The organism is Eubacterium maltosivorans (genome assembly GCF_002441855.2).
In the GTDB taxonomy this organism is placed as follows: Bacteria; Bacillota; Clostridia; order Eubacteriales; family Eubacteriaceae; genus Eubacterium; species Eubacterium maltosivorans.
Window position 1 is genome coordinate 3,283,911 of sequence record NZ_CP029487.1, and the last position, 16,117, is coordinate 3,300,027.

16 protein-coding genes and 1 pseudogene are annotated in these 16,117 nt (G+C 50.8%); 13 read left to right on the forward strand and 4 right to left on the reverse strand.

Annotated elements, in window-relative coordinates; genetic code table 11:
* Positions 1-6: 6 nt before the first annotated feature.
* Entirely contained in the window at positions 7-1,275 is a 1,269-nt protein-coding gene (locus CPZ25_RS15155) for a phosphotransferase (RefSeq protein WP_058695943.1), read from the reverse strand.
* A 336-nt stretch (positions 1,276-1,611) separates the two neighbouring features.
* Between CPZ25_RS15155 and CPZ25_RS15160 the strand changes: the two are divergent.
* The 13 genes and pseudogenes from CPZ25_RS15160 to CPZ25_RS15220 form a co-directional block, all read left to right on the forward strand.
* Positions 1,612-3,063: pseudogene (locus tag CPZ25_RS15160) on the forward strand (trimethylamine methyltransferase family protein); the annotation flags it as partial.
* A gap of 27 nt (positions 3,064-3,090) precedes the next feature.
* Positions 3,091-4,095: an EamA family transporter gene (locus tag CPZ25_RS15165; RefSeq protein WP_058695941.1), complete on the forward strand. Its 1,005-nt coding sequence runs from the start codon at positions 3,091-3,093 to the stop codon at positions 4,093-4,095.
* A gap of 26 nt (positions 4,096-4,121) precedes the next feature.
* Positions 4,122-4,916, forward strand: coding sequence for a methyltetrahydrofolate cobalamin methyltransferase (locus CPZ25_RS15170; RefSeq protein ID WP_096919165.1), 795 nt, complete (start codon positions 4,122-4,124; stop codon positions 4,914-4,916).
* A gap of 48 nt (positions 4,917-4,964) precedes the next feature.
* Positions 4,965-5,603, forward strand: a complete 639-nt coding sequence (locus CPZ25_RS15175) for a cobalamin B12-binding domain-containing protein (RefSeq protein WP_058695939.1) — start codon at positions 4,965-4,967, stop codon at positions 5,601-5,603.
* Between the two features lie 163 nt (positions 5,604-5,766).
* Positions 5,767-6,729, forward strand: coding sequence for a DMT family transporter (locus CPZ25_RS15180; protein ID WP_096919166.1), 963 nt, complete (start codon positions 5,767-5,769; stop codon positions 6,727-6,729).
* 80 nt (positions 6,730-6,809) lie between these two features.
* A complete protein-coding gene (locus tag CPZ25_RS15185) occupies positions 6,810-7,115 on the forward strand; it encodes a hypothetical protein (RefSeq protein ID WP_096919167.1) in 306 nt (101 codons plus the stop codon).
* 87 nt (positions 7,116-7,202) lie between these two features.
* Positions 7,203-8,189, forward strand: a complete 987-nt coding sequence (locus CPZ25_RS15190) for a metal ABC transporter substrate-binding protein (RefSeq protein ID WP_096919168.1) — start codon at positions 7,203-7,205, stop codon at positions 8,187-8,189.
* Position 8,190: 1 nt separating this feature from the next.
* Complete coding sequence (locus CPZ25_RS15195) at positions 8,191-8,901, forward strand: metal ABC transporter ATP-binding protein (RefSeq protein ID WP_096919169.1); 711 nt, start codon at positions 8,191-8,193, stop codon at positions 8,899-8,901.
* A complete protein-coding gene (locus tag CPZ25_RS15200) occupies positions 8,894-9,718 on the forward strand; it encodes a metal ABC transporter permease (RefSeq protein WP_058695935.1) in 825 nt (274 codons plus the stop codon). The genes CPZ25_RS15195 and CPZ25_RS15200 overlap by 8 nt, the downstream gene beginning before the upstream one ends.
* Entirely contained in the window at positions 9,718-10,221 is a 504-nt protein-coding gene (locus CPZ25_RS15205; RefSeq protein WP_058695934.1) for a TIGR03943 family putative permease subunit, read from the forward strand. Before CPZ25_RS15200 ends, CPZ25_RS15205 begins: the two co-directional genes overlap by 1 nt.
* Positions 10,222-10,481: 260 nt before the next feature.
* Positions 10,482-11,036 carry an alkaline shock response membrane anchor protein AmaP gene (gene amaP, locus CPZ25_RS15210; protein WP_013378907.1) on the forward strand — a complete coding sequence of 185 codons (555 nt, stop codon included), beginning with the start codon at positions 10,482-10,484 and terminating at the stop codon, positions 11,034-11,036.
* 15 nt (positions 11,037-11,051) lie between these two features.
* A complete protein-coding gene (locus CPZ25_RS21040) occupies positions 11,052-11,360 on the forward strand; it encodes a DUF2273 domain-containing protein (protein WP_317985603.1) in 309 nt (102 codons plus the stop codon).
* An 86-nt stretch (positions 11,361-11,446) separates the two neighbouring features.
* Complete coding sequence (locus CPZ25_RS15220; RefSeq protein ID WP_058695933.1) at positions 11,447-11,965, forward strand: Asp23/Gls24 family envelope stress response protein; 519 nt, start codon at positions 11,447-11,449, stop codon at positions 11,963-11,965.
* Positions 11,966-11,991: 26 nt separating this feature from the next.
* Here the strand turns inward: CPZ25_RS15220 and CPZ25_RS15225 are convergent, their stop codons facing one another.
* The 3 genes from CPZ25_RS15225 to aroF form a co-directional block, all read right to left on the reverse strand.
* On the reverse strand, positions 11,992-13,821 hold the full coding sequence (locus CPZ25_RS15225; RefSeq protein WP_096919170.1) for a putative bifunctional diguanylate cyclase/phosphodiesterase: 1,830 nt from the start codon (positions 13,819-13,821) through the stop codon (positions 11,992-11,994).
* A 345-nt stretch (positions 13,822-14,166) separates the two neighbouring features.
* Entirely contained in the window at positions 14,167-15,069 is a 903-nt protein-coding gene (gene pheA / locus CPZ25_RS15230; RefSeq protein WP_090410706.1) for a prephenate dehydratase, read from the reverse strand.
* A 13-nt stretch (positions 15,070-15,082) separates the two neighbouring features.
* Complete coding sequence (gene aroF / locus CPZ25_RS15235) at positions 15,083-15,952, reverse strand: 3-deoxy-7-phosphoheptulonate synthase (RefSeq protein WP_090410707.1); 870 nt, start codon at positions 15,950-15,952, stop codon at positions 15,083-15,085.
* Between the last annotated feature and the right edge of the window lie 165 nt (positions 15,953-16,117).

A 16,117-nucleotide genomic window follows, 5' to 3' on the forward strand; every position in this document is an offset into this window, starting at 1 on the left:
GTGCTGCTATGCGAAGGCTTTTCGGAAAGTCTCCTCGTTGTCCTCAAGCCATTTCAGGCAGGCGACAAAGTGCTGGGTATAGAATAAATATTCATACGGGTCCAGGGTGGCGTCGTAAACACAGGCAGAGCTGCACCAGCCCAGGTCGTAGAGAGCGCCCTGCACGGTTACTTCGTACAGATAATTTTTTTCGATGTCGGTCAGAGGTTCGATACCTCCGGCCTTACGCAGCTCCTCATCGTAGGTTTTTACAAACAAGGCTGCGCGGTTCAAATTGATAATACCGTTGGTATCTGACAGCCAGGAAGAGAAGCAATAGTGGATGGCCAGTCCCAGCTCAAACAAGCGGGAGTCGATTTTGGCCATGTCATAGTCAAAGCTTCCGCAGACCTCGCCGTTGTCCAGGTATTTAAAGTTGCCGGGATGGAAGTCGCAGTGGCACACATTGGAGATCATGGTACTGTAGTCTGCATCCGGAATTACTGAGCGCTCGCACATTTTTGCAAAGAAGTTATAGTTAGCGTCATAGTATTCGGTATAGACATTTTCGAAGCCAGATTCGGCGTAGCTTTTCCGGTATTCCTTCAGAGTTTTCGGGAATTTACGGATAATCTCATTGACGGTGATGTCCTCGTTGTCCATGATGTTGTCTCCATGGCGTCCCTCAGGGTCAAAGTTCCGGGTCGAGTTGTGAAACTCGGCCAGTGATTTGGCGGCAGAGGTAACAGTAAGATCGGCCACACCTGAATTGGCCCAGTTGGGAATCCAGTCATAATGGGCCTTTCCGCCCACAAAGTTAAAGACTGCAAAATAGCTTTTAGTGTCACCTTCGGTAGTGGTCTCAGTTACCTCGTGATAGGTTTTGCCGTCTCTGGCCGGGATGGGGACTGCGCCGTAGGTAAAACCGTTTTCCTTGGCGTGCTTTAACATGCTGTGTTCAAAAAGCAGAGATTCCAGCTCCTTGCCGTTTTTGTATTTCCTGACAAACCAGGTCTGTTTTTCGCCGTCTTTTTCTGTGTAAATTCCAAAGGAGGTGTTGATGTAACCGCCAAAGATTTGATACACTTCTAGCAGCGTGCCGATATCATAATAATTTTCCACCAAATCCCGCAGCTGTGTATACAGATAGGACTCGCGTGTCTTTGCCAGAACCTCATCCAGGTATTCCTGCATGCCAGAGGCGGCGTTAAAAATATTTAACAGTGCCTGGGCGTTTGTGGGTGGATAGTTTTTCATAATTTCGGTCTGCATTTCAATAAATTTTCCGTCTACCATTTTTATTCCCCTTTTTTAATATGTATTGGTCAGCCTGTTTACATGGCTGCCCTGATCTGTTTTCAGGATAGCACAGTTTTTTTGAAAACGAAATCAGCAGTTTTTGATCTGACAATCGCCCGGTGCAGAATGTCAAAATTTGATGGGTGCGGAAATTTTTGAAGCTTTTGGAACAGGGCAGCTTTATTTTTTAATCAGCGACCATAAAAAATTGAAGTGTGGTTCATTTTTTGATTTTGGCGGAAAATGCATGCCAATGTCAGAACCTGCGCGTTGTCATGGCGAAAAAAACAGGCTATGATAAAGCCATGAAACGAACGGGCCGTTCAGAAAGCAAAAAATTCAGGAGGAGTAATAAACATGATAAACTCAAAAATTGAAGTGCTGAGTCCCGAAGCGATGGACCGTGTACACGAAGCCAGTATGGAGATTCTGGCGAAAAAAGGGGTTATTTTTGAAAGTGAAAAAGCGCGCAGTCTGTTAAAAAAGGCCGGCTGTAAGGTAGAAGGCGAAATTGTTTTCTTCCCGAGAGCGTTGGTTGAGGCTTCTGTTAAACAGTGTCCATCAACCTTTAAACTTCAGGCAATGGACGACGCCAAAAGCGTGGAATGCGGCGCTCAGCTGTCTGTGCATCCGGCAGGGGGCGAGGTTTTTGTCTCAGACATGAAGCAGGGACGGCGGGCGCCTCTCTTAAAGGATTTTGCTAACATGCAGAAGGTTTACCAGGCTTGCAAGAATATTCCCATTGCCGGCTATCAGCCCATGAGCCCGAGTGATGTTCCCCAGCGTTATAAAGGAATGTACATGACCTACGAATCTTTCAAGCACTGTGACAAGCCGCTTCTGGCGCCCATGGAGCTGGACTCCATCGCTGAAAAGGAAGAAAATCTCAGACTGTATGAGGTGGCCTTTGGGAGAGAAGGCTTCTGTCAGGACCACTACGTGACCTGGCACGCGGTCTGCCCAAACTCACCGCTGTATTACTCCGAGTTTGCCTGTGAGGGTATCGAGGTTTATGCGGCATGGAACCAGCCGGTATCCATTGTGTCTGCGCCAATGTCCGGCATCACTTCGCCGGTATTTCTGTACTCGACTGTGGCGCTCCAGAATGCCGAACAGCTGGCCGGTCTGGTCTATGCCCAGCTGATCAAGCCCGGGGTACCGGTCATTCTGTCCGCGTCTTTAACCTACGGCAACCTCAAGTACGCCTCCTGGGAATGTGCGGCGCCAGATACTGCTCTCATGCTCATCGCCGCCACCCAGATGTACAAGGATTACTACCATCTGCCAGCCAGAGCCCAGACTGGTGTCACCAGCTCCAAAGCCATCGACTATCAGGCCGGCATGGAAACCATGCAAAGCTTTATCCTTACCGCTCTTGCCGGCGTCACCCTGACCAGCCAGTCTGTAGGTACTCTGGAAAATCTGATGTGTACCTCCTTTGAAAAAACCGTTCTTGACGACGAGCTCATCGGCCGTGTGCAGCATATATTAAAGGGAATGGAAACCACCGAGGAAACCCTGGCGCTGGACGAAATTTATGAGGCTGATTTCCGCGGCGATTTCATGACCAATGACAGCACCCTGGACTATTGCCACGATGACTGGCAGCCTACCGTATCGGACTGGGAAAGCTACGAGCAGTGGGAAAAGAACGGAAGCCCGGAACTTATCGAGCAGGCTAATAAGCGCGTTCAGCAGATTTTGGACGAAGCACCTGAGATGGTAGTGGATCCGGCCGTAGACGCAGAAATGAAAAAATATATGAAGATGGTGGAGGAGCGATAAGTGTCGTCCCCTAAAGAGAGGTAAATTATGTCAGCGAACAAGAAAAAGGGAATCCTGTTTGGGGTGGCCTCTGGGCTGTCCTGGGGATTTTACACTGTGCTCCTGTACAATGTTTTAAATCTGTACGCGGGGAGCACCGGGACGGTTGATAACTTTCACGGTTGGATTCTCATCATCACTACGGCGCTGGTTATCGGTCTCTGCGACAGCGTATTTGGACTGATCTTCGAATGCTGCTACCTGATTAAAATCGGCCAGTTCAGGGATTATCTAAAGGTGCTGTTCAGCAAGAACTCCTTTGGCATTATACCGGCAGCCCTGTTTTCGGGGCTGATGGGGGCCATCCCCTATTCCATCGCCAGCAGCTACTCGTCCTCGGTGGCGGGAACCATCTCGGCGGCTTTCCCGGCTATTGGGGCCATCGTAGCAGCAATCTGGTTTAAGGAGAAGCTGACCAAGCTAAAGTTTTTCGGTATTATCCTGTGTATTGTGGGGACCGGGGTCATGTACGGTCTCTCCGGTGCGGGAGTTCCGGTTTTTGTGTATGGCATCGCCTTTATCTGCGCGGTCGGGTATGCTATGGAGGGCTGCTTCGGATACAATATGATGCGTGGGGATGTGTCCTCAACTGTGTCGACCACCCTGAGAAGAACCTTTCTCCTGCTGCTGTATCTGATTTTAATCATTGTGATCTCAGCTGTGACAAACAATTTCGGCTATGTGCTCAGCCTGGTTCAGTCCTTTGATATGAACATGGCCATCCCAGCCTTTGCGGGGCTTGGGGGCGCCAAGGTTGCGGTGTGGATCATCCTGTTTATTGGCTCCTGCCTCGGCGGGGTGTCTTACATCACCTGGTACTACAGCATGGAATACAGCGGCGTCGCAACCGCCCAGGTACTCAACATTACCTACGGGATATGGATTGTCATTATCCTGATGTTCCCACCGTTTTTGGAAATGCCGGGAATCGGTACCATTCTGGGCGCGCTGGTGCTCTTTGGCGGTGCGGCCCTAGTGAGTAAGGAAAGTTAGAATTTAAAAAAGAAAGAGGAAAACGGATGATTATCATAGGAGAAAAAATTAATGGCTCCATTCCTACAGTGGGAGAGGCCATCAAAAAACAGAACGCAGAAGAAATCAGGCACCGGGCCATAATACAAGCCGAGGCCAACGCCACCTTTATTGACTGCTGTGCCTCGGTGGCCGAGGCAAAGGAGGCTGAAACCCTAAAGTGGATGATCGACCTCATCCAGGAGGTTACCGATGTTCCCATCTGTGTGGACAGCCCCAGCCCCCAGTCCTGTGTCGAGGGCATGAAATACTGTACTCAGCCTGGGCTCATCAATTCGGTTTCAATGGAAGGGGATAAAATCGATACGATCTTCCCCATCATTGCAGACACCAAGTGGGAGTGCGTGGCGTTGCTCTGTGATGACCGTGGCATTCCAGACACTACTGGACGCCGCATGGAGGTTTTCCACAACATTATGGCCAGGGCCGAGGAATACCATATCGCCCCCTCCAGGCTGCACATTGACCCATTGGTAGTTACGCTTTCCACCAGCGAGGACGCCCTGACCACCTTTGCCCAGTGCTGTCGTCAGATCAAGGCTGAGTACCCGGAAATACACATTACCAGCGGACTCAGCAACATTTCCTTTGGTCTGCCGGGAAGAAAGTACGTGAATCAGGCGTTTATGGTACTGGCCATGGAGGCAGGCATGGACAGCGCCATCGTAGACCCAACCAACCGGGATATGATGGCCATGATCTACGCGGCCGATGCATTACTTGAAAATGACGAGTACTGTCTGGAATACATCGATGCCTTCAGAGAAGGTATTATCGGTTAAACGTTGCATAAAAATAAGATTTATTGATAATAAAAGAGGGAGAAAAAAATGAACGAAAACATTCAAAAAGTATCAGAAGCCATTGCAAAGGGAAAAAGAAAATTAATCCAGGGTATTGTCCAGGAGGCTTTGGACGCGGGCTGCGACCCGATGGAAATCCTGAATACGGGTATGATCGGAGCCATGGATGAGATCGGTGAGCGCTTTAAAACCGGCGAGGTCTATGTGCCTGAAATGCTGGTGGCTGCCAAGGCCATGAAGCTTGGAGTGGAGGTCTTAAAACCCCATCTGGCCAGTGGAGACTCTGCCAGCGGCGGAAAGGTGCTGATCTGCACTGTCCACGGCGATTTACACGACATAGGCAAAAATCTTGTATCCATGATGATCGAGAGCGCTGGCTTTGAAGTGACTGACCTGGGCGTTGATGTCCCGGCGGAAAAAATCATCAAGACGCTTCAGGATAACCCGGATATCCAGGTGGTTGCCCTGTCGGCGCTCCTGACCACCACCATGCCGTCCCTCGAGGAAACTGTGGCGGCCATCCGGTCGGACAGCAACGTCAGCCATGTGAAAATCCTGATCGGCGGGGCTCCCATCACAGCCGACTTCGGCGAAGCGATAGGGGCTGACGCCTATGCCTCTGACGCCGCTTCTGCCGTGACCTCAGTCAAGGAGCTGGTCGCCTGAAAAAAAGTGTGTCCAATCATAATCCTTTTATAATCCAATTATTGAAAGCATCCGTGGTATTCCAATCTGCACTGCGGGTGCTTTCTTTTTGTGTTCCGAAAATGTATAATAAGAACAGGCGGCTGTAAAGCCGGACCGCTGTAAGAATAGAGGACCAATTATTTTGAATAACAACGCGAATAACATGCAAAATACCTTTTTTAAAAAGAAATCAAACGCCATTCTCACTGCCATCCTCTGCACCTTTTTGTGGGGGAGTGCTTTTCCGGTGCTCAAGATCGGGTACCAGTGGTTCCAGATTCCAGCGGGGGATATCTGGTCTAAAATGGTGTTTGCCGGCCTGCGCTTTTTCCTGGCTGGCTTTGTGGTACTTGCCCTCAACCGGCTTTTTAACAAAGGGGACCGGGTGCGCTGGTATCCCGAGTACGGGCGGTGGATCGTAGCCCTGGCGCTTCTGGGCACCACGGTGCAGTATTTCTTTTTCTACATTGGGGTGGGCAATACTACTGGGGTCAAGGGCAGTATCGCCGCCACTGCGGGCACCTTTCTGGTCGTGCTGCTGGCGCCATTGTTTTTTAAGAGCGACCGCTTGAACCGCAATAAGGTGCTCGGTATGCTCCTCGGCTTTACCGGTATTCTGCTGACTGCCCTCAACGGCGGCACAGAGGGCCTTAATTTTAATTTCACCCTCATGGGCGAGGGATTTCTCGTCATTGCCGGGCTGGGGGATGCCGGGGGCGTTCTGGTGGCCAAATACCTGTCAGATAAGATTAACCCTTTCCATTTTTCCTTTTATCAGATGGTTTTAGGTGCGCTGGTGCTTCTGGCCCTGGGCATAGGCTTTGGGATGGCGGGAGGCGGGCTGCACCTGGTATTTACTCTCAGGGGGATGCTGCTGCTCGTCTACGCCGCCATTATCTCTGGTGTGGCCTTTTCGCTGTGGAATGTGCTGCTGCGGTATAACGAGGCCAGCGCAATCACAGCTTTTAAATTCCTGATTCCGGTTTTCGGGAGCCTGCTGTCGATCCTGTTATTACCCGGGGAATCTTTTACCCTCTTTATTGTGCTGGGACTGCTGGCGGCGTCTCTGGGAATCTATCTGGTCAACCGGAAGATACAGCCTTAATAAAATTTGACAAGACTTACAAAATCCGATATACTTGAACTCAATTCACATACTGGAGTATGGGGCAAGGAGGGAACAGAATGACGATAAGGTCTGAAAAGAAACGTGTTTTGACACTGTTGCTGGCGGCTTTTTTTGTTGTGTTCTTTTTCCTCAGCACCGCCTTCATGACAGAGGAGGCCCATCACGACTGTGTGGGCGATGGGTGCCCGATCTGTATGCAGATTTCTGCGCTCCAGAACTTTTTCAAGCAGCTGGATACCGGCGCGGCCCTGACAGCCGCAGTGCTGGTGCTGCATCTTATTTTTCGCTGTATAACGCCCAAATGGGACAGCTTCTTTTTAGTCACTTCGCCGGTTCGGCTAAAGGTGCGGATGAATAACTGAAAAAACCTCAAGGGAGTAGTTCTGCTTATAAAAGCAGCGTATCCTTGTTTCTTTATACTCAAAATCAGAGAAAATGGAGGTTTTTTTATGATAAAACAACGATTAGCATGGTTTTTAACTATTATTTTATTAGTGGGGATGCTGACACTGGGAGCTGCGGGCTGCCAGCAAACCAGCGGAAAAACAGACAGAGACACTGTTGTCAAGGTGGTTGCCACCAACTTTCCACCCTATGATTTTGCCAGGCAGGTGGGCGGTGACAAGGTAGAGGTCTCGATGCTGGTGCCCCCGGGAGCCGAGAGCCATTCCTATGAGCCAACGCCTCAGGATATTATTAAAATTCAGAACTGCGATGTGTTTATCTACGGCGGCGGAGACTCCGACGCCTGGATCGACGGTATTCTGGATTCCATCGACGCGCCGAATATGAAGAAGATTGCCATGATGGACTGCGTACAGCCTGTGGTGGAGGAAACCGTTGCGGGCATGGAGGATGACCACGATCACGACCAGGAGAGCGGCGGGGCCGAAGCGGCCGAAGCGCCGGAGTATGACGAGCACGTGTGGCTGGATCCACAGAACGCTGCGAAAATTGTCGAAAAGATCAACAGCACCCTGGATGAAGTCGACCCGGACAACAAACAAATCTTTGACCAGAACACAAAAATCTACACTGGTAAGCTCAACGCTTTAGACGAGCGCTTCAAGGATATGGTGGCTGGCGCGGCCCGGAAAACCATTGTGGTGGGCGACCGGTTCCCCTTCCGCTACCTGACAGACGCTTATGGCCTTAACTATTATGCTGCTTTCCCGGGCTGCTCCACCGAGACAGAACCCAGTGCGGCCACGGTGGCTTTTCTGATCGACGAGGTGAAAAAGGAAAAGATTCCTGTGGTTTTCCACACCGAGCTCTCCAATGAACGGATGGCTGATTCCATCGCCGAGAGCACCGGCGCGGTAAAACGACAGTTAAACGCCTGCCATAACGTGACACAGCAGGACTTTGACAGCGGCAAGACTTATCTGGACTACATGAACGAAAATGTGGACGTTCTGCGGGAGGCATTGTATTAAAATGGCACTGTTTACCTGTAAGGATGTTGCCTTTGCTTACGATGGCGTGACCGCCGTAGAGGGGCTGAATTTTGAAATCAATGCCGGGGATTACCTCGGGATTGTGGGAGAGAACGGTGCGGGAAAAAGTACCCTGATCGCCGGACTGCTGGGGCTGAAAAGCCCTGGCTCCGGCCAGATCATTATGGGGGACGGACTCAGGAAAAACGAGATCGGCTATCTGCCGCAGAAAAGCCCTGTCCAGCGCGATTTTCCCGCCAGTGTGTACGAGGTGGTGCTTTCCGGGGGGCTGAACCGCCAGGGGTTCCGCCCCTTTTATAAAGAAGCAGACAAGAAGGCCGTACAAATCAATTTAAGGAGGCTGGGTATCGAAGACCTGAAAAAGCGCTGCTTCCGCGAACTGTCCGGCGGCCAGCAGCAGCGGGTTTTGCTGGCCCGGGCCCTTTGTGCCACCAACAAGATTCTGCTGCTGGATGAACCGGCCGCGGGTCTGGATCCAGTGGCCACACGGCGGCTCTACGAGCTGGTAAAGGCAGTGAACAAAAAGCTGGGGATCTCGGTGGTCATGGTGTCCCACGACATCGAGAGCGTGATGCGCTACAACAGTCATGTTCTGCACCTTGGTGGCCGTCAGCTGTTCTATGGCACCGTGGAGGAATACCGGCGCAGTCCGGTAGGGCGCCATTTTCTGGGAGGTGAGGACCATGATTGATCTGATCCGGGAAATGCTGTCATATCCTTTTTTAGTGCGCTCAATGGTGGTGGGGATACTGGTAACGCTCTGCGCGGCGCTGCTGGGCGTCAGTCTGGTGCTCAAGCGGTATTCCATGATCGGGGACGGTTTGTCTCATGTGGGTTTCGCGGCTCTGGCCATCGCCATGGCCTTTAACCTGGCGCCGCTGTCTGTGGCCATTCCGGTGGTGGTGGTCTCTGCTTTTTTCCTGCTCCGCATCAGCGAGAACAGCAAAATTAAGGGCGACGCGGCCATCGCGCTCCTGTCCACCAGCGCTCTGGCGGTTGGGGTGGTGGTTATCTCCATGACCACAGGCATGAACACCGATGTATGTAACTACCTCTTTGGCAGTATTCTGGCCATGAGCGTGAGCGATGTGCGGCTCAGCATTATCCTGTCCATTGTGGTGCTGGTGCTCTTTGTGATTTTTTACAATAAGATTTTTGCCATTACCTTTGACGAGAACTTCGCCAAAGCGACCGGCGTAAAGACTGAGCTTTACAATATGCTGGTCGCGATCCTGACCGCGGTCACCATCGTGCTGGGCATGCGCATGATGGGAACCCTGCTGATCACCAGCCTGATCATCTTCCCGGCCCTTTACTCTATGCGGCTTTGTAAAACCTTCCGGTCGGTTCTGATCTGCGCGTCGGTGATGTCGCTTGTGTGCTTTCTTATCGGCCTGGCCTTCTCCTACGTCCGGGCGACTCCCACAGGCGCCAGCATCGTCATTGTGCACATTGTGATGTTTGGGGTCTTCTGCCTCATTGATTTTGTGAAAGGAAAGGTAATTTGATGAAAAGAAAAATGTTAACCGTGCTGCTCCTGGCTGCGCTCCTTTTGCTTTCCGGCTGCTCCGCTCAGAATGGGGGCAGCGGGGACAGCGCGGCATCCTCCGCGCAGTCCTCAGGCGGCCAGGCCCAGGGGGCTCAGGAAATCGCTGTGGATGTGGACATTACCGAGAAGATGTTTGTGGCCCAGATCAATGATATTTATCTGAACCCGCAGAATTATCTGGGTAAAACCATCCGTCTGGAGGGAATGTTCAAGAGTACGGCCAACCTTTCGACCGGGGACAGCTACCGGTTTGTGTACCGCAACGGCCCAGGCTGCTGCGGTACGGATACCATGCCGGGCTTCGAGGTAAAGGGCGATGGCAATTACCCTGAGGACAACGCCTGGGTGCGGGCCACCGGTGTGCTGGAAGAATATGAGGAGAACGGTAAGCCTTATTTCCAGCTGAGGCTTAAGGAGCTTAAGGTGCTGGATAAGCGCGGACTGGAAACTGTATCGCAATAAGTAGGATTGAAGAATAACTGTAGGGAGAAAAGGGCACAATGCCTGTTCGTGGGAGCAGGCATTGTGCCCTTTTTCGTTATCCTGAGGGACGTACAATAAGGTGATATTTTTTCTACTGATTGTTTAAGGAAAAATTAATATTAGTGAAATAAATGGTTAAGAACCAAATTTGAAGGGTACATTTATGTACAACAAACAGTAAACAATAGAACATTTATTGAAAGAGAATGGTAATTGATTACTCAGAAAGGAGAAAAACAATGAATAAACTTGAACGTATCCTGTTATTTATTGTATCGCTGTTAGGATTAGCAACTGCCTTCGTAATGTTTGCATTGCTGTTTCCGGTACCCTATGTATCCGACACGCTGGCAGCTTACCTGGTCTTTGAAAACTGGCTGGGATACTATTTAATTGGATTCAGCGTTGTACTTATGATTGCATTCCTGGTGTTATTCTTCATTTCAATACTGGCACCGGCCTCTTCCCACTATCTGACCATTAACAAGGCAAAAGGGAAGATTAAAATTTCTAAAGAAGCCATTGAGTCTACCGCGCGTTATGCGGTGTCTGACCTTATCGGCAATAATGCCATTGACGTTAAGGCCAAGCTGAACAAGCGCTCCCATGAGCCCAAGATTCAGGCCGATGTCTATGTGGATGACGCGGACGACATCACCGGGCTTGCGAATAATATTCAGCAGAATATTTACCAGACTGTCGGCAGCACCATTAACCAGCCGGTTAAATCCGTTAAGGTGAAGGTGCATGAAATGGATGCCCGAAGTAAGGGAGCCCACAGACAGGTGCTCTAAGAAGGAGGGACACACATGAATAATCAAACGCAGAATCAAATGCAAAACAGCATGAACGTCCGTCAGCAGGCAGCGCCCCAGGCTGAGGAAAAACAGCAAAAGGAAAGCCGTCTCAGCCGGTTTTATGCGTGGGCAAAGCCCTACTCAGGCAGGATTATCTGGATTCTCGCGGGAATCATCACCGCCGTTCTGTTTTTGACCATCGGGTTTTGGCGTACCATCCTGATCGTCATTTTAGCATTGATCGGGTATGCCATCGGTGTATATAAAGATAACCCCATGCGGTTTATGCGCTGGCTGAACATTCTTAAACGGTTCAGCTGATAAAGATGCCAATAGCCGTCTTCAAATGAGGGCGGTTGATATAGATTAAAATAAAAATTATAAATGAATGAAAGGTGGTTTTAATTATGGCAGCAGAAGCAACAATGCACACAATGAACAATAATCAGCAAAAGGGAGGTAACACTCAGCAGCAGAACATGCAGCAGAAAACCTCATTGACCTATGACGATAAAGTCGTCAAGAAGATCGCAGGCCTGGTCGCCCAGGATGTCCCTGGTATTTTGGCCATGAGCGGCGGCTTGATCAGTAATATCACTGAAAAGATTACCGACAACGAAAATGTAACAAAAGGAATCGGCGCGGAAGTCGGCAAAAAACAGGTAGCTCTGGATTTAGACGTTATCTGTGAATACAACCGCAATATCCCACAGATTTTCAAGGATACGATTGATAAAGTCACCAAAACCGTTAAGGATATGACGGGATTGGACGTCATCGAAATCAATATGCACGTGGACGATGTTATGACCAAAAAAGAATACGAAGAACAGCAGAATAACAACAATAATAACTCCCGCGTCGACAATGACAATAATAACAACGGCGGCTTCATGGGTATGGGCGGTAACAGCCGCGTACAGTAACCCCTTAGATAAAAAACACCCGGATCTTAATGCTCCGGGTGTTTTTGCGTTGGCAGCAGGTTATATTTTTTCTGAAACGCTGAAAGGGGAATGGGCTTTGAAAAGTAATAGCCCTGCCCTACGGCGCAATGGATGGTTTTTAAGAATTCGGCGTGCTCCAGGGTTTCGACGCCCTCGCAGACCACGACCATGTTCAGGGAATGGGCCATTTCCACCACGGATTTGATGATGGCGTAAGCCTTCTCAACCCGGATACTCTCCTGCAAAAAGATCCGGTCGATCTTCAGGACGTCAATGGGCAGCTCGCGCAGCAGGTTCAGGGAGGAATACCCTGAGCCAAAGTCATCCATGGAGATGCTGAACCCATAGCTCCGCAGCTGGGAAAGAATCTGCTCAACCGTGTTGGCGTCAAAGATAAAGACATTTTCTGTGATTTCGATCTCGAGGTATTTCGGCGGGACCCCATACCGCTCTGCCATCTGCACAAAGCGCTTGATAAAGTCATTCTGGAAGAGCGTGACCCTGGAGACATTGACCGACAGCACCACAGTGCGCTCAGGCGAGATCTCCAGCGACTGCTTTAATATCCGGCAGGTGGCCTCCAGCACGTAAAAGTCCAGCTCTACGATGAACCCGTTTTTCTCAAACAGAGGGATAAACTCATCTGGCGGCAGGAAGCCAAAGGGTTCGGAGTTCCAGCGGATAAGGACCTCGGCCCCGGTAACCTCAGACTGCTCAAGATTGACCTTGGACTGGAGATAAATCTGAAATTCCTTTTCGGAAAGCCCCTGGCGCATCCAGCGGGTCATTTTATTTTCGTTATTAATTTTGTCGAGCAGGTGTTTGTCATAATAGGCGACGGTGCGCTGGCTGCTGCGGCCCTCCTTCAGCGCTGCGCTGGCCTTGCTGAGGCAGGAGGCGATAGACTCGTCCGGGTCGGGAATGGTATAAACGCCGTAGCTGCATGTTAAAATATCCGAGAGGTTTAAATCCCGCTCACTTTCGATGGAGTCGAGGATCGCGGTCTGGAGGTCCTCGATGACGTGATCGCGCTTTTTAAGCAGAATGGCGAAGTGGTCGGCGTGCAGATGGGCGCAGATTTCATTGTTGTTGCAGAACCGTTTCAGCGTGGCGGAGAAGGCCAGCAGGAGCTTGTCGCCGGCGTTGTAGCCATAGGAGTCATTGACAAATTTAAAATTATTCAGGTTGAGGTACACCATCAGGTAAATGCCCGGCGGCGAAGCCCTGAGCTTTTCGGCGGCGCTGATCTCAAAAGCGGCCTGGTTGGGGAGGGCGGTCAGGTGGTCGGTGTAGAATACCCGCTCCAGCTCCTGCTGGTTCCGCCGCTCCAGGGTATACATGATCAGCGAAACCGCGAGGATCATGACAACGCTCAGGATAATGCTGTTCCGCAGCTCGTTTTCTGCCCGGTACTGGGCGGCGTAGACCATTTGGTTGGCCAAATTAAAGTGTTCCTCGCTCAGGTCCAGAAAATGCTCACGTATCTCTATGGTAGAGGACGTTCTCAGGGTTGGAATTTCCGTCTTGATCTCCTCCCATTTAGCCTTGACTGCGGCCAGGTTATCCTGGTAGTCGACTGAGTCATGAGAAGTGTAAAGGTGCTTGTTTTCGGTGGCCTCAAGCTTGCGGATCAGTTCGTCCAGATAGGCGATCAGCTCATCGTTGGGCTCTCCGCTCAGCTCCAGCTTGGCAGACCGCTGGGTACCGCCGCGCACAATGCCGGCGTCATTGATGATATTGGCGTAGCCCTGCATTTGGATGAGTGAAAACAGTAAAAACCCCATGACAAAGATGCAGATTAAGATAAAAATATAGGTATTTTTTTGTTTGCGCATAAGCTCCAGCGCTTTTCGGAACCGCGACGAAAAACACCTCTACCCCTTTGCCAGTGTTGATTATGTATTCAATACGATTCTAAAGTATATAAAATAATTATACATCAAATTGTTATCCATTTCAAGAATTAACACTTATTCAAATAATATTTAGTTGTCGGTGTGATCGGGAGCAATAAAAACCTCCCGGCATAAAACGGGGAGGTTCCTTGATTTTTATGTATTTATGCCGCGGAGATCGCTGAATTTTGAAATTTCCTGTAAGAACTCGAAATTATAGACGATGTATTCGTCCGCTAATTTTAGTACAATTTGGAAAAATAGTCCATAAAAATATCAAAAAATCTAATTATCTTTATAGATTCCAAGGAAATGGAAGCCCTCTGTTTTGGAAATCACTTCCTCCATGACGGTGTCGAGGGGCGTTCCGTCAATATTGCCGATAAAGTCAATGAAGAACAGGTATTCCCAGTTGTGGTCGCGGATGGGACGCGATTCGATTTTACACAGGTTCAGGGCGTTGGCGTCAAAAACCGAAAGGGCCTGAAACAGGGAGCCCGCCACATGGGGCAGGTGAAAGGCGATGCTGATTTTATTGCAGTCGGGGCAGAGCTCCATGCGGCTGGCCACGATCACAAACCGGGTGACATTGGTCTCGGACAGGTTGATGTCCTCTGCCAGAATACTGAGGCCGTGGATGGCGGCGGCCCGGCGGCTGGCGATGGCGGCAAAGGCCGGGTTGGCGCTTTTTGCCACATGCTCGGCGGCCACGGCGGTGTTGTAGTAGGTCAGGCACTTCCAGTCCGGGTAGGCGGCGAGAAACTCACCGGACTGCTCAAAGCCCTGGGCGTGAGAGTATACCTCGCGGATGTCCGAAAGGCGGCTTCCGGGCACCCCCAGAAGACAGTGCTCAATCTTGACCTTGGTCTCCCCGACAATATAGCAGTTGTACTTGGCTAAAAGGTCGTAAACCGCGGCGATGGAGCCAGTGGTGCTGTTTTCAATGGGCAGGACGCCGTAGTCCGCCCCCTGGCTTGTGATGCTTTTAAAAACATCCTCGGATAAACGGTGGGATACGCGGCGGCAGTCCTCGCCGAAAAAACCAATGGCGGCCTGCTCGGTGTAGGACCCCAGCGTGCCAAAGTAGGCCACAGTGGGGTTTTCGACCGGCGTGCGGGTGTTTGCCATGGCGGACTGGTAGTCCCGGAGGCTTTTCTGCTGTTCGGGTGTGAGTGATAAGGGCGTCATAGTGGTTTTCCGATTAAGCCCCGAGCTTTTTGCCCATGAGCTCAGACATCGGCCGGATTTTGTCCCTCATCAGAGTGTCGAACTGGTCTGGCGTTAAGGACTGGGGGCCATCGCAAAGGGCGTTGGCCGGATCGTTGTGGACTTCGATAATGAGGCCGTCAGCGCCGGCGGCCAGGGCAGCCAGAGACATGGGCTCAACCAGCTCAGCCTTGCCGCAGCCGTGGCTGGGGTCAACGATCACAGGCAGGTGGGTCAGTTTTTTCAGGACAGGAACGGCTGAGATGTCCAGAGTGTTGCGGGTGGCGGTCTCAAAGGTACGGATACCGCGTTCGCACAGAATGATGTTGTCATTGCCGCCGGCCATGATGTATTCCGCGCTCATCAGGAGCTCCTCGATGGTGTTGGCCAGCCCGCGCTTTAAGAGGATCGGTTTTTTGCTGCGGCCCAGAGCCTTGAGTAAATCGAAGTTCTGCATATTGCGGGCGCCCACCTGGAGGATATCCACATCCGCGAAAAGGTCCAGCAGCGCGATGTTCATGATTTCGGACACGATGGGCAGCCCGGTTTCACGCTTGGCTTCCAGCATCAGCTCGATGCCGTCTGCGGCCATTCCCTGGAATGCGTAGGGGGAGGTTCTGGGCTTGAAGGCCCCGCCGCGCAGGACAGTGGCGCCAGCGGCCTTTACGCGGTTCGCCACCTCGGTGATCTGTTCCTTGCTCTCGACTGAGCAGGGGCCGGAGAAAACGTGGAAGTTGCCTTCGCCGAAGTGAATATCACCAATATTGATGATGGTGTCCTCAGCCTTGTATTTACGGTTGGCCTTTTTGTAGGGTTCCTTGATTTTCATTAATTCTTCCATTTCGGGATCGTTGAAGGGTGTCATTTGTTTTTCCTCGTTTCTTTTATTTTTGTTTGGTGGTTAAAAATCGAAAAAGGGTCTGCCTCTGTTACCAGAGACAGACCCTTGATGATCATATCATTGTACAATCCGATCAGGCTGTTCGCTCATGGCAACTAAATTTTGGACACCAAAAGAAGCTAAAGCTAA

Excerpts from the sequence above, each read along its gene's own strand:
- CPZ25_RS15220 (WP_058695933.1), top strand. The coding sequence starts at position 11,447 with ATGGCAGCAGAAGCAACAATGCACACAATGAACAATAATCAGCAAAAG.
- CPZ25_RS15185 (WP_096919167.1), top strand. The coding sequence starts at position 6,810 with ATGACGATAAGGTCTGAAAAGAAACGTGTTTTGACACTGTTGCTGGCG.
- pheA (WP_090410706.1), bottom strand. The coding sequence starts at position 15,069 with ATGACGCCCTTATCACTCACACCCGAACAGCAGAAAAGCCTCCGGGAC.
- CPZ25_RS15175 (WP_058695939.1), top strand. The coding sequence starts at position 4,965 with ATGAACGAAAACATTCAAAAAGTATCAGAAGCCATTGCAAAGGGAAAA.
- CPZ25_RS15190 (WP_096919168.1), top strand. The coding sequence starts at position 7,203 with ATGATAAAACAACGATTAGCATGGTTTTTAACTATTATTTTATTAGTG.
- CPZ25_RS15170 (WP_096919165.1), top strand. The coding sequence starts at position 4,122 with ATGATTATCATAGGAGAAAAAATTAATGGCTCCATTCCTACAGTGGGA.
- CPZ25_RS15205 (WP_058695934.1), top strand. The coding sequence starts at position 9,718 with ATGAAAAGAAAAATGTTAACCGTGCTGCTCCTGGCTGCGCTCCTTTTG.
- CPZ25_RS21040 (WP_317985603.1), top strand. The coding sequence starts at position 11,052 with ATGAATAATCAAACGCAGAATCAAATGCAAAACAGCATGAACGTCCGT.
- aroF (WP_090410707.1), bottom strand. The coding sequence starts at position 15,952 with ATGACACCCTTCAACGATCCCGAAATGGAAGAATTAATGAAAATCAAG.
- CPZ25_RS15225 (WP_096919170.1), bottom strand. The coding sequence starts at position 13,821 with ATGCGCAAACAAAAAAATACCTATATTTTTATCTTAATCTGCATCTTT.
- CPZ25_RS15195 (WP_096919169.1), top strand. The coding sequence starts at position 8,191 with ATGGCACTGTTTACCTGTAAGGATGTTGCCTTTGCTTACGATGGCGTG.
- CPZ25_RS15155 (WP_058695943.1), bottom strand. The coding sequence starts at position 1,275 with ATGGTAGACGGAAAATTTATTGAAATGCAGACCGAAATTATGAAAAAC.
- amaP (WP_013378907.1), top strand. The coding sequence starts at position 10,482 with ATGAATAAACTTGAACGTATCCTGTTATTTATTGTATCGCTGTTAGGA.
- CPZ25_RS15165 (WP_058695941.1), top strand. The coding sequence starts at position 3,091 with ATGTCAGCGAACAAGAAAAAGGGAATCCTGTTTGGGGTGGCCTCTGGG.
- CPZ25_RS15200 (WP_058695935.1), top strand. The coding sequence starts at position 8,894 with ATGATTGATCTGATCCGGGAAATGCTGTCATATCCTTTTTTAGTGCGC.